This is a genomic window from Mesorhizobium escarrei, from assembly GCF_935825525.1.
Classification (GTDB): domain Bacteria; phylum Pseudomonadota; class Alphaproteobacteria; order Rhizobiales; family Rhizobiaceae; genus Mesorhizobium; species Mesorhizobium escarrei.
Window position 1 is genome coordinate 30,160 of the sequence record NZ_CAKXZT010000147.1, and the last position, 14,295, is coordinate 44,454.

The following is a 14,295-nucleotide window of genomic DNA, read 5'->3' on the forward strand; positions in this document are numbered from 1 at the left end:
TCATCCGCCCCTTTGGGGCACCTTCTCCCCGTGAACGGGGAGAAGGGAAAGAAAGGGGAGCGCTCAGCCATCGGCTTTCGCTTCTGCGATACGGCCCGCGGCGCGGTCGGCTGCCAAGGCCTGCGCCATCAGCACGAGCAGCATGATGGCGATCAGCGCCATCGCAAGTGCTGCGCCGAACGGCCAGTCATTGGCGGTCAGGAACTGGTCGTAGACAAGATTGCCGATCATCTGGAAGCGGCCGCCGCCGAGCAGTGCCGGCGTGACGAAGTTGCCGATCGACAGCACGAAGACGAACACCGCCCCGGCGGCGATGCCCGGCACCGTCAGCGGCAGGATGACCCGGCGAAATGTGGTCATGGCCGAAGCGCCGAGATCGCGCGATGCCTCGGCGAGCTCCGGATTGAGCCGCGACAGCGGCGCGTAGCAGGCGAGGATGACGAAAGGCAGGTAATTGTAGACCAGGCCGGCGATGACGGCGCCTTCGGTATAGAGCATCGACGGCGGCTCGCCGGTGTAGCCGAACCAGCGCAAGAGCTGGGTGATCAGGCCTTCGCGGTTGAGCAGCACGATCCATGCATAGGTGCGGATCAGGTAATTGGACCAAAAAGGCAAGACGGCGAAGAACAGGAACACCGGCTGCCACCGGCGCGGTGCCGCCGCGATCGCATAGGCGGCGGCATAGCCGATCACCACCGCGATCAGCGTTGCCGTGCCGGCGATGCGCGCCGAATTGAGGAAGATGCCGGCATAAAGCGGGTCGAGCACCAGCCCGAAATTCTCCAGCGTGAAGGTGTATTCGATGCCGCCATAAATGCCGCGCCGGAAGAAGGCGAGCGCCAGCACCAGCGCGCATGGCACCATCATCAAGGCAGTGAGCCAGGCCAGCGCCGGCGCCATCAGCAAGGAGGAGCGAAATCTGGTTTGGGACACGATTGCGATACCGAACTCAACGGCCGTCGGCGGGAGCCCGCCGTCGGCCGCGACTTTGGTTGCCGACTACTGCGCCGCCTTGATCTCGCTGACGATCTTCGAATAGTCGCGCTGGGCGTCGCCGACGTCGCGTAACTGCTCGAACTTGACCAGCTCGGCCACTGGCATGGCCATATTGGGGAATTTGGCGAGGAAATCCGCAGGCAGGCTTTCCATAGCCGGCTTGTTCGGCACCTTGTAGTCGATGTTCTGGGCCGCCCAGGCGTGGTTCTTGGCGTCCAGCATGAAGTTGATGAACTGGAAGGCGGCGTCCTTGTTGGCCGATGCCTTCATCACCACCATCGTGTCGACCCACAGGTCCGAGCCTTCCTTGGGTATGGTGTATTTAATCTGCGGATTTTCGGCGATGCCGTAGTTGCACCAGCCATCCCATGCCTGCACCATCAGCGCCTCGCCCGAGACCAGCTTTGAATAGAAGGTGGTGTCGTCATAGGCGAGCAAGGTCTTCTTGGCCGAGATCAGCAGGTCCTTGACCTCGGCGAGCTTGGCCGGATCGGTCTCGTTGACCGAATAGCCCTTGGCGAGCTGCCCGGCGGCAAGCAGCCAGCGGTCGGTCGCCAGCATTGTGGTCTTGCCCTTGAGCGCATCGGACGGGGCGAGAAGATCGTTCCAACTGGCCGGCTCGGTCTTGACCAGGTCCGAGCGGTAGCAGAGGCCGGTGGTGCCCCAGGTGTAAGGCACGGAAAATTTGTTGCCGACGTCGTGCGACAGATTGGCCGCCTCGGGATAGAGATTGGCGAGGTTGGGGACCTTGGCGTGGTCGATCGTCTCGATCAGGCCGAGCTTGTTCAGCACTTCGGCGAAGGGCGAGGAAACGAAGACCACGTCATAGCCCTTGCCGCCCGAAGCGACGAGCTTGCCCATGATCTCCTCATTGGTTGCGTGAACGACAACCTCGCCGGAAACGCCGGTCGCTGCTTTGAAGGCGGCCATGGCATCCGGCGCCATGTAGCCGTCCCAGTTGGAAATGACGAGGTCGGCGGCGGCCGCCGGCGCCGACAGCGCCATGGCCAGGCCAAGCGCGATCGAGGATGTTTTTAACGAACGGTGCCGCAGGGTGGTGGCGGTCATGACAGACTCCCATTCTGGTTGATCGTCGAATTCAATCAATCGTCGGACCAGCGCTTGCGATCATGCCGCCGCTTCGATCCTGTTCCCCGGTCTTTTTTGTTGCCGATTGACGTCACAGTACTATTGCAGAAAAAAGTACGTCAATCCATAATTTGCCAGATTGCTGCGAAATCCAGCCGATCTCGCCCGCAAGGGCAATCGGTCAAACCGCAGCGGTCGAGCCCGTTCACGAGAAACGCCATGCAAGCCGTTGCCAGACGCCCGCGCACCAATCATCTTGATCTCGCGCAGCGCATTCTCGATGTGGCCCGGCAACGCGGCTTCGAGGCCGGCGCTCATCTCCCGGAACAGCAGATCGCTTCTCTCTGCAACGTCTCGCGGACGCCGGTGCGGGCCGCGTTGCGCCTGCTCACCGAAAAAGGCGTGGTGCGCTGGGAAGCTGAATCCGGCTATCGGCTGGCCGTTGACCTCACCAACCAGGCGTCCCTTGCCGCTGATCTGCCAAGCGCCGAAGAGGACGAACTCGCGGAGATGATCCTGCGCGATCGGTCGGCGCGCCGGCTGGATCAGACGGTGACCATCGGCGCGCTGATGCGGCGCTACAGCGCCGAACGAAAGACAGTACTAAAAGCACTAAAGAAACTGACAGATGAAAATCTTCTGGATCGCGCACCGGGACAGTCCTGGCTGTTCAGGCGGGCGCCTGACGATCCAGAGGCACAAGGGGAAAGCTACGAGTTCCGCCTGATGCTAGAACCCGCCGCCATTCTGGCGCCTGGCTTTCGGCTGGACGGGACCCGCGCGGCAGCCTTGCGCCAGGCCATGGAGGCGCTGCTGGCGCTGCCCGACGCCGCGTTCGATATCAAAGAGTTCCAGCGGCTGGACATCGACTTTCACGGCCTAATCGCCGATGGCGCCGCCAACCGGTTCGTCACCGACGCGCTGTCCGACCATCTCAGGCTGCGCCGGCTGCCGGGGACCTATGCAGGCGTCAACGTCTTCCGGCTGAAGCAATCGCTGCGCGAGCACCTGACCATACTCGACCAACTGGAAAGCCGGCAATATGAGGTTGCAGCCGATCTGCTTCGCGTCCATCTGCGATTGTCCCGCAGCCAGCGACCGCAGGCGGCCAGTCGCGGCGCCCCCGCGTTGTTCGGCATGATCAGCCGGCCGGATTGACGAGGACCACGAGAACAGTGACGCGCAAAGCCAGCCCGACCATCGCGTTGTTTCCCGAAGCGAGCTTCGGCGCCGCACTCAATTGCGTCGGCATCGCGCAGGCCTTGCGCGCAAGGGGCGCGCGGCCGGTGTTCATCTGTCACGCCGGCTTTTCCGGCGTGTTCGCCGACTATGGTTTTCAGGAATACCAGTTGCCGACCGACGATCCGCTGACCGACAGCGAACGCCAGAGCTACTGGCAGGCTTTCGTGCGCCGGCATCTGCCGCATTTCAGGCTGAGCCCGATCGACCAGCTCGAAACCTATGTCGCCCCGACCTGGGAAGCGATCGTCGATACTGCGGTCAATGCCGAGGCGCCGCTGCGCCAGTTGATGACCCGGTTGAAGCCGGACGCCGTGGTGCTCGACAATGTCATCATGTTTCCAGCACTTGCTGCCGCCGGCTGCCCATGGGTGCGCGTCGTCTCATGCGCCGAGACCGAGCTGCCCGACGCCGATGTACCGCCCTATCTGTCCGGTCTCGCCGCCGACGACCCGAGCCGTGCGGCTTTCGAGGCGCGCTACCTGGCGGCCGTCGCTCCGGCCCATGACCGGTTCAACCGGCTTCGGACCGAGGCCGGTCTTGCGCCTTTGCCGAGGGGGCTTTTTCTCGAAGCTTCGCCCGATCTCAATCTGCTGCTGACCCCAACCATCGTGCGCAGGCAGCGGGCCGAGCCGCTCGACCCGGCCCGCTTCGTCTATCTCGAAGGCTGCGTCCGTTCGGAAGGGCCGTTCGACGTGCCGGTCTTTCCACGCAATGACGGGCCGCTGGTCTATCTCAGCTTCGGCAGCCTGGGCGCAATGGATGTCGGCCTGATCGAGCGCATGCTCGCCCTATTCGATCGGCTTCCGGCCCGCTTCATCGTCAATGTCGGCGGTCTGCGCGACAGCTATCGCGCGGTTCCGGACAATGTCTATCTCGACGCCTGGTTTCCGCAGCCGTCGGTTGTCGCGAAATCCGATCTCTTCATCCATCACGGCGGCAACAACAGCTTTTGCGAAGCGCTGCGTTTCGGCGTGCCGTCGCTGATCATGCCCTATTGCTGGGACGGGCACGACAACGCGCAACGCGCCGAGGAAACCGGCGTTGGCCGCCACCTCAGCCGCGTTGGCTGGAGCGACGACGAATTGGAAAACGTCATCCTTGGCCTAATGGCCGACGGCGAAATGCGCTATCGCCTCGAGGAGAATGCGGCCACCATGGCGCAGGCACCGGGAACGGACGCCGCCGCCGAAGCTATTCTCGCCCTCGTAAGGACGTGACCTGATGCTCAACACCACGACAACGGATGCACCGCAAATGACCCCGACGGACGATCCGAAGCGATGGCTGGAGCAGCAGGGGATCAGGGAAGTCGAGTGCCTGGTGCCCGACGTGAACGGCGTGTTGCGCGGCAAGACCTTGCCGACGGCCAAGTTCCTGAAGTCGCTCGAGGACCGTGCGCTCTACCTGCCGAGCAGCGCCTTCCTGGTCTGCATTGACGGCCGCTATTCCGGTTCCAACGACGAGGGCTTCGGCTATCAGGACCCCGACATGCGGATGGCGCCGGATGTTGCGACGCTGTGCCTTGCGCCGGCTGCCGGAGCGGGGAAAGCCTATGTCTTCGCCGATGCGTTTCATATGGAGGACCGACCGTGGATGGCCTCGCCGCGTCATGTGCTGAGAGCCGTGCTCGATCTCTATAGCCAGCGCGGCTGGCGGGCAGTGGTGGCGCCGGAGCTCGAATTCTATCTGACCGCGCCTAATCCCAATCCCGATCAGCCGCTGACTGCGCCGGTCGGGCGCAATGGCCGCTCCGAAACCGTACAGCATCCCTATGACATGGCGGCGCTGGAGGAGTTCGAGCCGGTGATCCGGCGCCTTTATGATTACGCAGCCACGGCCGGGCTGCCGCTCGACACCTTGATCCATGAATCGGGCACGGCGCAGCTGGAGATCAATTTCCTGCACGGCGACGCGCTGCCGCTGGCCGACAAGGTGCTGCTGTTCAAGCGGATGGCTCGCCAGGCCGCGCAGCAATATGGCATGCATGCGACCTTCATGGCCAAGCCGATCGCCGCGCAAGCCGGCAGCTCGATGCATCTCCACATGTCGGTCGTCGACGAGGCGGGGGATACGCTGTTTGCCGGGCGCGACGATGCCGACACCGAGATGTTTGGGCATTTCATCGGCGGTCTGCAGAAATACATTCCCGAGGTGATGCCGCTGTTTGCGCCGAACGTGAATTCGTTCCGCCGGATCCGGCCGAACCACAGCGCCCCCGCCAACATCGAGTGGTCGCATGACAATCGCTCCTGCGGGCTGCGCGTGCCGGCCGGCGGGCGCGCCGCGCGGCGGGTGGAAAACCGGCTGCCCGGCGCCGATGCCAACCCCTATCTGGCGATGGCCGGCTCGCTGCTCTGTGGTTATCTCGGCGTCGAAGAAAAACTCTCGCGTTCGCCCGAGGCATCGGGCAACGCCTATCGCAGCAAGAGCACACTGCCGAAAACCATGGAGGAGGCGCTCGACCGTTTCGCTGCGTGCAGTCCGGTTCGGGAGTTGCTCGGCGAAGATTTCTTCCAGACCTATCTGCGCGTCAAGAGCGTCGAGCTCGACCTGTTCCAGAGCGTCGTGACGAGTTGGGAACGCGACCATCTGCTGCTCAAGGTCTGATGATGGGCTTCAATTCTGGCGGGTTCAACTCCGGCCTCGATATCGGAAAATCCTATTATGTCGCAACAGCCAATCCGGCTCCAGATCATCCGGCGCTGCAGGGCGACATCGACGCCGATCTGGTGGTGGTCGGCGGCGGCTGTACCGGCCTGTCCGCAGCCCTTCATGCGACCGAGCGCGGGCTGAAGGTCGTGCTCTTGGAAGGCGGCAAGATCGGCTGGGGGGCATCGGGGCGCAATGGCGGCCAGATCATCCCCGGCCTGCGCAAGGGCGCCAAGGGTCTGGTCAAGCTTTATGGGCCCGAACGGGCGCGGGCGCTTTTCGATCTCGCCTTCGAGGCGCGCGGACTGGTGCTCGACCTGATCAAGCGTCACGCCATCGATTGCGACCTCAGGCTGACCGGCCATCTGGCCGGTGCGGTCAACGGCTCCGACCTGCGCGACCTAGAGGAAGAGGCCGAGTGCCTTGCCAGCGTAATGAATTTTCATGATGTCGAGATGCTGTCGGCGGCGCAGGCGCGTGGAATGGTGAACACGCCCTATCACGGCGCGATGTACGAGAAGCTCGGTGGCCATATGCATCCGCTGAACTACACGTTGGGTCTTGCTCGCGCTGCGGCAGCGGCAGGTGTCACCATCCACGAAAATTCGGTGGCGCTGCGGCTGGAGCGAGAGCCTGCCATCAGGGTTGCGACGGCCAAGGGCTCGGTCCGGGCCAGGCATGTCGTGCTGGCCGGCGACGCCCTGCTTCAGGGGCTCGAGCCGCGCGTCAACAGCCGCATCATGCCGGTCGGCAACTACATCGTCGCGACCGAGCCGCTGGACGACACCAGCGACGTCATCCCAAGCAATGTCGCCGTTTCCGACACACGCTTCGTCGTCAACTACTACCGGCTGTCGGCGGGCAGCCGCCTGCTGTTCGGCGGTGGCGAGCGTTACACGCCGTCGCCGCCCGCAGACATTGCCGGCTTCGTGCGGCCGCATATGGAAAAGGCCTTTCCGCATTTGCGCGGCCGCCGCATCGATCATGCCTGGGGCGGGCTGGTCTCGGTGACGACCTCGCGCCTGCCGGATGTCGGCCACTATGGCGAGGTTTATTTTGCGCATGGCTATTCCGGCAAGGGCGTGATCCTGTCGACGCTGTCGGGAAAGCTGCTTGCCGAGGCGATCACCGGCGATGCGTCGCGGCTCGATCTGTTCTCGACGCTGAGGCCGATGCCGTTTCCCGGCGGCACCGCCCTGCGTGGCCCGCTCTATGTGCTCGGCATGCTCTGGTACGCCATGCGCGACCGCATCAAGCATTGACCGCAAGCGATCCCCTGCCGCCGTGGTATTGCGACGGAGGGCGGCCGGCTGCAGCTTCGCGACAAATTTGACCATGTGGACAAAGGTCGGACGCCGTTCCATAGTTCCCTCGCTGATAGTTCAAAGAAACAGCCGGCTCGACACGGCGCAAATCAGAGGGGCATGCAATGGAAAACGGGAAGAGCAAAATCCAATCGAAACGCGAAGGACTTTCGCGACGCAATTTGCTGGAACTCGGCGCGCTCGGCCTGGCGGCAGCCATGCTGCCGGGCCAAGTCTTGGCGCAGGACAAGAAGCTGAAGGTGGCGGCGATCTTCGCCACGCCGACCGAGGAGCCATGGGTCCACCAGATCCATGTCGCCCTGCAGAGGGCCGAGAAGGAACTCGGCATCGAGTACAAATGGTCGGAGAAGGTGCAGACGGCGGATTTCAGCCGTGTGATGCGCGAATATGCGCAAGGCGGCTATGAGCTGGTTCTCGGCGATGCTTTCGCCGCCGAGCGCGAATCCCGCCGGACCGCCAAGCAATTTCCCAAGGTCGCCTTCCTGTTCGGCTCCGGCGCCGGGCCGGCCGAGCCGAATTTCGCAGTCTTCGATAACTGGATCCACGAGCCGGCCTATCTCTCCGGGCTGATCGCCGGAAAGATGTCGAAATCAGGCACGATCGGCGCCGTCGCGGCGATGGGCATTCCGGAAGTGAACCGGCTGGTCAATGCCTTCTTTGCCGGCGCCCGGGAGGTCAATCCTGATATCAAGAGGAAGGTCGCTTTCATCGGCTCCTTCTTCGACCCGCCAAAGGCCAAGGAAGCGGCGATCGCCCAGATCGACGCCGGCGTCGACGTGATCTATGCCGAACGTTTCGGCGTCATCGAAGCGGCGGTCGAGAGGAAGATCCTCGCCATCTCCAACATGTCCGACCAGTCCAGCCTCGGCCCGGACACGGTGATCACCGGCCCGGTCTGGGACATGTATCCGACGGTCGAGCATGCGATCAAACTGGTTAAGGCCGGGGTCTTCACCGCGCAGGATTACGGCGATTTCTCGCGCATGGCCAAGGGCGGCTCCTTTCTGGCGCCGTATCACAAATTCGACAAGACGCTGCCCGCGGACGTCAAGGAGCTGGTCGAGAAGAAGAAGGCCGAAATCCTCGACGGCAATTTCCGCGTCAACGTCGACGAGGACACCCCGGTTTCGGATTGAGTTTCTTTACCCTCCCCACAAGGGGGAGGGTGAAGCCCGCGCCATCTCTCACCGGGAGCCCAATCTTGCCCGCCCCTCTCATCGAAATGCGCGGCATCTCCAAGAGGTTCGGCGCCGTCGTGGCGAACGAAGCCGTCGATCTCAGCGTTGCGCCGGGTGAAATTCTCGGGCTGCTGGGTGAAAATGGCGCCGGGAAGACGACGCTGATGAACGTGCTGTTCGGCGCCTATGCGCCCGACGCCGGCGAGATACTGGTTCAGGGCCGGCCGGTGACGATCAACAGCTCGGCCGATGCGCTTGCCGCCGGCATCGGCATGGTGCACCAGCATTTCCATTTGGCGCCGCGGCTGTCGGTGCTGGAAAACCTGCTGATCGGCATTCCCGGCAAATCGGGCCGGATCGACCGGGCCGGCGGGCTGGCGCGACTGGCGGAGATCGGCCGCCAGCATGGGCTCACGCTCGATCCGGGCCTTCCCGTCTCGGCGCTTTCGATCGGCGAGCAGCAGCGGCTCGAGATCGTCAAGGCGCTGTTTCGCGGCGCAAGGCTGCTGATCCTCGACGAGCCGACCGCGGTGCTGGCGCCGACCGAGGTCGACGGGCTGTTTTCGGCGCTGCGGTCGATGGCGGCCCAAGGTCTCGGCATCATCTTCATCTCGCACAAGCTCAACGAGGTCAGGGCATTGACCCATCGCTGCGTGGTGCTGCGGCATGGCCGAGTGACCGGGCGCGTCGACGCACCTGCCAGCACGACGTCCTCGGAGATGGCGCAGCTGATGTGCGGCCACGAGATCGTTCCACCGGCCAGGGGACCATCGACGCCGGGCGCCGCGGTGCTGACCCTGGACGGCATCTCGACATCGCGGCATTCCGGCATGGCGTTGCGCGACGTCTCGCTCTTTGTCCGCGCGGGCGAGATCCTCGGCATTGCCGGTGTCTCGGGCAATGGCCAGCGGGCGCTTGCCGAAGTCATCTCCGGCGTGCTCGCGCCCGATGTGGGCCGGATGACGATAGCCGGCAAAGTGGTCTCGCGGTTCTCGCCGTGCGAGGTGCAGGCGCTCGGCCTCGGGCGCATCCCGGAAGACCGCATGACGACCGGGCTGGTCACCAATCTGCCGCTCGCCGATTCGATGGTGTTGCCGCGCATAGGCACGGCGGCGTTCAGCCGCAACGGCCTGCTCAGGCCCGATGCGATCCGCGCTTTCGCCGAAGCGCAGATCAAGGCCTATGACATACGCTGCCCCGGGCCGATGACGCGGGCCGGGGCGCTTTCCGGCGGCAATCTGCAAAAGGCGCTGCTGGCGCGCGAGCTCGCCTTCGACCCAAAGGTGCTGGTCGTGTCGCAGCCGACGCGCGGCCTCGACATCGGGGCGGCGCGCTTCGTCCACGAAAAGTTCCTCGACATGCGTGCCAGGGGCTGCGGCATCGTCGTTATCGGCGAAGATCTTGAAGAGCTGCTGATGTTCTGCGACCGCATCACGGTGATGTATGAGGGGCGCATTGTCGGCACCCTGGACAGCGCCGACGCCACGATCGCGCGGCTCGGCCTGATGATGACCGGGGCGGAGGGCCATAGTTGATGTTCCGCCTCGAAGCCCGCACCTCAACGTCCGCCTGGTTCAACCTGGCTCTGCCATTGCTGGCCATCGGCGCGACATTGGTTCTGTGCAGCGGCCTCATCGCGCTGGCCGGCGCCGGAGTGATCGAAGCCTACGGCGTGATGTTCTCGGCGTCGCTGGGCGACAGCTACGCGATCACCGAAACGCTGGTGCGCGCAACACCGATGATCTTCACCGGCCTTGCGGTGGCGGTCGCCTTCCGCGCCAAATTCTGGAACATCGGCGCCGAGGGGCAGTTGCTTGCCGGTGCGGTGGCGAGCTGCGCCGTCGGCGCCATTCCGATGCCGGGGCCGCTCGCCATGCTGCTGATGGCGCTCGCCGGCGCCGCCGCCGGTGCTGCGGTCGCCCTGATCCCGGCGACGCTGCGGGTGAAATTCAAAGTCGACGATGTCGTCAGTTCACTGCTGCTCAACTCGGTCATCTTCTACGCGCTGATGGCGCTGATCGAAGGCCCGTGGAAAGACAGCTTTAGCGGCTACCCGATCTCGCCGCCGATCGAGGATTCAGCCAATTTCCCGGTGCTGCTCGAAGGCACGCGGCTGCATCTCGGCGTCGTGGCGGCGTTCCTGGCCGCGCCGGTCATCTGGTTCTTGATTGCGCGCACGACGCTCGGCTTCAGGATCAGGGTCATCGGCGAAAATCCCGAGGCCGCGCGCTATGGCGGCATCCATGTCGAACGGGTGCTGATCTCGACGGCGCTGCTGTCCGGCGCACTCGCCGGGCTTGCCGGCGTCAGCGAGGTCGGCGGCGTGCATTTCCAGGTGATGAGCGACATCTCGCCGGGCTATGGCTATTCCGGCATCGTCGTCGCCATGTTGGCGAGGCTCAATCCGCTTGGCGTGATGCCGGCGGCGCTGTTCCTCGCCGCCGTCATGACCGGCGCCGAGGCGATGTCGCGGGCCACCGGCGTTCCGGCCTTTCTCAGCGACGTCATCCAGGGAACCGCGCTGCTCGCCATGCTGGTGGCGCTGCTGTTCACGGCCTATCGCATCCGCCGCGTCGGAGCCGCACGATGAGCGTCGTGCTCGAACAGATTTTTCAGGTCGGCTTCCTGGCCGCGATCATCCGCATCGCCACGCCTTTGGCTTTCGCGACACTGGGCGAGATGTTCTCCGAGCGAGCCGGAGTGCTCAATCTCGGCATCGAGGGCATTATGCTGTTGTCGGCGATGACCGGCTTCACCGCGACCAGCCTCAGCGGCAGTCTGTGGCTCGGCGTGCTTGCGGCGGTGCTGACCGGTGCGCTGATGGGTGCCGTGCATGCGTTGTTCACGGTGGCTCTCGGCCTCAGCCAGCATGTCTGCGGCATCGGTGTGACGCTGTTCTCGTCGGGCCTAGCCTATTTCCTCTACCGGCTGATCTTCGGCCAGCAATCGGTGCCGCCCAGCATCAAGAGTTTCGAAACGCTGCCTATCCCTGTTCTCTCCGACATCCCGGTGCTCGGACCAGCGGTATTCAACCAGTTTTCGCTGGTATACATGGCTATGGCAGCCGTTCCCCTGGCTGCCTTCGTGCTCTACCGGACGCCGTGGGGCCTGTCGGTGCGCATGGTCGGCGAAAATCCGCGCGCCGCCGATTCGGCCGGCGTCGGCGTCATCGCCACGCGCTTCCAGGCGGTGGTTCTCGGCGGCGCGCTGATGGGGCTGGCCGGGGCTTTCCTGTCGATGGTGCAGTTCAACGCCTTCACCTTCGGCCTCGTCTCCGGGCGTGGCTGGGTGGCGATCGCGCTGGTTGTCTTCGGCCGCTGGGATCCCTGGCGTTCGGCGGGGGCGGCACTGCTGTTCGCCTTCGTCGATGCCTTGCAACTGCGCATGCAGGCGAGCGGGCTCGGCCATATTCCCTATGAGGCGTTCCTGATGCTGCCCTTCATCTTCACCATCGTCGCCATGGCGGTGATGTCGCGCAACGCCATCGCGCCTTCGGCGCTGCTCAAGCCGTTCCGCCGGGAAGAGCGCTGACAGGTTGGAGCGAAATGTCGGCCGATGGTCTCAACGAGGCGAGGGTGAGCACCTCCAAATTCAGGCGTTGAGGGCCTTGAGCACGCGCTCCGGCAGGAACGGGTAGTGCCTGAGCCGCACGCCGCCGGTGAGCCGCGCCACCGCGTTGGCGATCGCCGGACCGATCGGCGGCAGGCCGACCTGGCCGATGCCCCCGATCGGATTCTCGGGCGTTGGAATCACGGTGACCTGGATATCGGGCGCCTCGGACATGCGCATCACCCGATAGGTGTCGAAGTTCGATTCCTGCACCTCGCCATCGACGATGTTGATCTGCTCGAACAACGCGTGGCTGGCACCCCCTGTGATCCCGGTAATCATCAGCGCTTCGATGTTGCGCGGCTGTACCGCTATCCCCGGGTCGACAGCGCACCACACGGTGTGCACGCGGATCTCGCCGGTTTCCCGGTCAAGCGAGACCTCGGCGATCTCAGCGCAGTGGGAGCCAAAGGCGTCGGAATAGGCGACGCCCAACGCCCGCCCGTCGCGTTGGCGGTCCCATTCCGCCATCTGGGCGACGGTCTCGACGACCTTTCGCGCCCGCGGCTGGTCCTTCAGGAGCTCCAGCCGAAGCGCCACGGGATCGACCCCCTTGGCGGTGGCGATTTCGTCGATGACACATTCGATGCCGAACCTGGTATAGCCAACCCCGACCGCGAACCAGAAGCCTATGTCCAGGCCGTTATCCTGGCGGATGTATTCGATCTGATGCGCAGGGACGGCATAGTTGAAATGCGCACCCTCGGTCACCACACTGTCGTGGCCGCCTTCGCTCTCGAACAGCTGAGGCATTGTGCGGGCGAAAATCGAATCCGCCACGATGCGGTGCCGCCAGCCGACGATGTTGCCGTCAGCGTCGAGCCCGACCTGCACATGTTGCGCTTCGAGTGGCCGGTACTTGCCATGCCGGACGTCGTCTTCGCGGCTCCAGATGACCTTGACCGGGCGGCCTTGCACCGCCTTGGCCAGCGACACTGCATCGATAATGAAGTCGGCCTCGGCTTTGCGACCAAAACCGCCGCCGAGCAGGGTGGTGTTCACCTTGACCTTGTCAGGGGTGGTGCCTGCCACCTCCGCGGCAAAGCCCTGGGTGCCTGTTGGGCCTTGCGTCGGCGCCCAGACTTCAACCGTATCGCCCATCACGAGCGCCGTGGCGTTCATCGGCTCCATGGTTGCATGGTGAACATGGTCGCTCATGTAATCGACCTCGATGACCGTTGCGGCCTTTGAAATCGCGGCCTGTGCGTCTGCTTCCGTGGCAGCGCTGACGCCGGTTTGGGCGAGGTCGCGGCCAACGCTGCGATACGCTTCCAACAGACGGTCGCTGTTATAGTTGCGGATCCGCGATGACGTGGTCCATGTAACGTCGAGCAGATCCTTGGCCTGCCTCGTCGCCTCGACCGTCTCGCCGATGATGCCGACGCCGTAGGGCAGCGGAACGATGTGCGTGATGCCCGGCACGGTCCTGGCTTCGGTATCGTTGATGGTTTCTGGCTGCTCACCCTGGACGGGCGCCCGCAGCACCGCTCCGTAGAGCATGTCCGGAAGCTGCACGTCGATGCCGAAGATCGCGGTGCCGTCGACCTTCGAGGGTATGTCGACACGCGGTATCGTCAGCTTTCCGATATAGCGCCACTGATCGCTCGGCTTCAGATCGGCATCGGTCGCCTGCGGCAGCGGATCCGGAAGCGTGCCGACCGCGGCGACCTCGCCGTAGTCGAGCGAGCGGCCAGACCGCGCGTGCACGACCCGGTTGGGCACGGTGGTGAGTTCGCTCACCGGAACGTTGAGCATGTCGGCAGCACTCGCCAGGATGATCTTGCGGGTCTGGGCGCCGACCAGGCGCAACATACCGTAATAGCCCCGCGTGGATTCGCTGCCGCCGGTGAGCTGTACGCCGTAAAAGCCAGGGTTGCCGTATTTTTCCGCGTCGGACGGAGCCTGGACGACGCGGACCTTGTGCCAATCGGCGTCCATGTCCTCGGCGATGAGCAGCGGCAGCGTTGTCATGATGCCCTGACCCATCTCGGACGCAGGTGACATGATGGTAAGGGTGCCGTCGGCCGCGATGGTCAGCCAGGCGTTCGGCCGGTAACCGCCCTCGACCGCCGGCGCCATGCTGGCGCCCGAGGCATCCTGGAGCAGGCCGCCGAACGCAACCGCGATGCCGGTGGCGCAGACGGTAATGAGAAAGCTGCGCCGCGAGAGCGCTCTGGTGTGCAGTTGCAATCTCTGGGTCATGGCGC

11 protein-coding genes are annotated in these 14,295 nt (G+C 64.4%); 8 read left to right on the forward strand and 3 right to left on the reverse strand.

The genetic code is table 11. The annotated features are described in order from the left end of the window. Positions 1-63: 63 nt before the first annotated feature. Both NMG80_RS25275 and NMG80_RS25280 read right to left on the reverse strand, forming a co-directional pair. A complete protein-coding gene (locus NMG80_RS25275) occupies positions 64-900 on the reverse strand; it encodes an ABC transporter permease (RefSeq protein WP_254020659.1) in 837 nt (278 codons plus the stop codon). Positions 901-999: 99 nt separating this feature from the next. Beyond that, positions 1,000-2,064: a polyamine ABC transporter substrate-binding protein gene (locus NMG80_RS25280; RefSeq protein ID WP_254020624.1), complete on the reverse strand. Its 1,065-nt coding sequence runs from the start codon at positions 2,062-2,064 to the stop codon at positions 1,000-1,002. 18 nt (positions 2,065-2,082) lie between these two features. Between NMG80_RS25280 and NMG80_RS25285 the strand changes: the two genes are divergently transcribed. The 8 genes from NMG80_RS25285 to NMG80_RS25320 all read left to right on the forward strand — a co-directional run bounded on the left by NMG80_RS25285 (position 2,083) and on the right by NMG80_RS25320 (position 12,010). Beyond that, positions 2,083-3,243 (forward strand): GntR family transcriptional regulator, encoded by a 1,161-nt coding sequence (locus NMG80_RS25285; RefSeq protein WP_254020625.1) that lies wholly within the window; start codon positions 2,083-2,085, stop codon positions 3,241-3,243. A gap of 17 nt (positions 3,244-3,260) precedes the next feature. Further along, positions 3,261-4,544 carry a glycosyltransferase gene (locus NMG80_RS25290; protein ID WP_254020626.1) on the forward strand — a complete coding sequence of 428 codons (1,284 nt, stop codon included), beginning with the start codon at positions 3,261-3,263 and terminating at the stop codon, positions 4,542-4,544. A gap of 37 nt (positions 4,545-4,581) precedes the next feature. Beyond that, positions 4,582-5,934, forward strand: coding sequence for a glutamine synthetase family protein (locus NMG80_RS25295; RefSeq protein WP_254020627.1), 1,353 nt, complete (start codon positions 4,582-4,584; stop codon positions 5,932-5,934). Further along, entirely contained in the window at positions 5,934-7,238 is a 1,305-nt protein-coding gene (locus NMG80_RS25300; protein ID WP_254020628.1) for an NAD(P)/FAD-dependent oxidoreductase, read from the forward strand. Before NMG80_RS25295 ends, NMG80_RS25300 begins: the two co-directional genes overlap by 1 nt. Positions 7,239-7,405: 167 nt before the next feature. Further along, positions 7,406-8,437: a BMP family protein gene (locus tag NMG80_RS25305; protein ID WP_254020629.1), complete on the forward strand. Its 1,032-nt coding sequence runs from the start codon at positions 7,406-7,408 to the stop codon at positions 8,435-8,437. Positions 8,438-8,502: 65 nt separating this feature from the next. Further along, entirely contained in the window at positions 8,503-10,014 is a 1,512-nt protein-coding gene (locus tag NMG80_RS25310) for an ABC transporter ATP-binding protein (RefSeq protein ID WP_254020630.1), read from the forward strand. Continuing rightward, the gene (locus NMG80_RS25315; RefSeq protein WP_254020631.1) at positions 10,014-11,069 is read left to right on the forward strand and encodes an ABC transporter permease; all 1,056 of its coding nucleotides are present in this window, start codon (positions 10,014-10,016) and stop codon (positions 11,067-11,069) included. The genes NMG80_RS25310 and NMG80_RS25315 overlap by 1 nt, the downstream gene beginning before the upstream one ends. Then, positions 11,066-12,010 carry an ABC transporter permease gene (locus NMG80_RS25320; RefSeq protein ID WP_254020632.1) on the forward strand — a complete coding sequence of 315 codons (945 nt, stop codon included), beginning with the start codon at positions 11,066-11,068 and terminating at the stop codon, positions 12,008-12,010. Before NMG80_RS25315 ends, NMG80_RS25320 begins: the two co-directional genes overlap by 4 nt. A 60-nt stretch (positions 12,011-12,070) precedes the next feature. Here the strand turns inward: NMG80_RS25320 and NMG80_RS25325 are convergent, their stop codons facing one another. Then, the gene (locus NMG80_RS25325; protein ID WP_254020633.1) at positions 12,071-14,290 is read right to left on the reverse strand and encodes a xanthine dehydrogenase family protein molybdopterin-binding subunit; all 2,220 of its coding nucleotides are present in this window, start codon (positions 14,288-14,290) and stop codon (positions 12,071-12,073) included. Between the last annotated feature and the right edge of the window lie 5 nt (positions 14,291-14,295).

What these genes read in the sequence shown, in the direction of transcription:
- NMG80_RS25325 (WP_254020633.1), bottom strand. Translation starts at nt 14,290, where the DNA reads ATGACCCAGAGATTGCAACTGCACACCAGAGCGCTCTCGCGGCGCAGC.
- NMG80_RS25300 (WP_254020628.1), top strand. Translation starts at nt 5,934, where the DNA reads ATGATGGGCTTCAATTCTGGCGGGTTCAACTCCGGCCTCGATATCGGA.
- NMG80_RS25320 (WP_254020632.1), top strand. Translation starts at nt 11,066, where the DNA reads ATGAGCGTCGTGCTCGAACAGATTTTTCAGGTCGGCTTCCTGGCCGCG.
- NMG80_RS25315 (WP_254020631.1), top strand. Translation starts at nt 10,014, where the DNA reads ATGTTCCGCCTCGAAGCCCGCACCTCAACGTCCGCCTGGTTCAACCTG.
- NMG80_RS25295 (WP_254020627.1), top strand. Translation starts at nt 4,582, where the DNA reads ATGACCCCGACGGACGATCCGAAGCGATGGCTGGAGCAGCAGGGGATC.
- NMG80_RS25305 (WP_254020629.1), top strand. Translation starts at nt 7,406, where the DNA reads ATGGAAAACGGGAAGAGCAAAATCCAATCGAAACGCGAAGGACTTTCG.
- NMG80_RS25280 (WP_254020624.1), bottom strand. Translation starts at nt 2,064, where the DNA reads ATGACCGCCACCACCCTGCGGCACCGTTCGTTAAAAACATCCTCGATC.
- NMG80_RS25275 (WP_254020659.1), bottom strand. Translation starts at nt 900, where the DNA reads ATGGCGCCGGCGCTGGCCTGGCTCACTGCCTTGATGATGGTGCCATGC.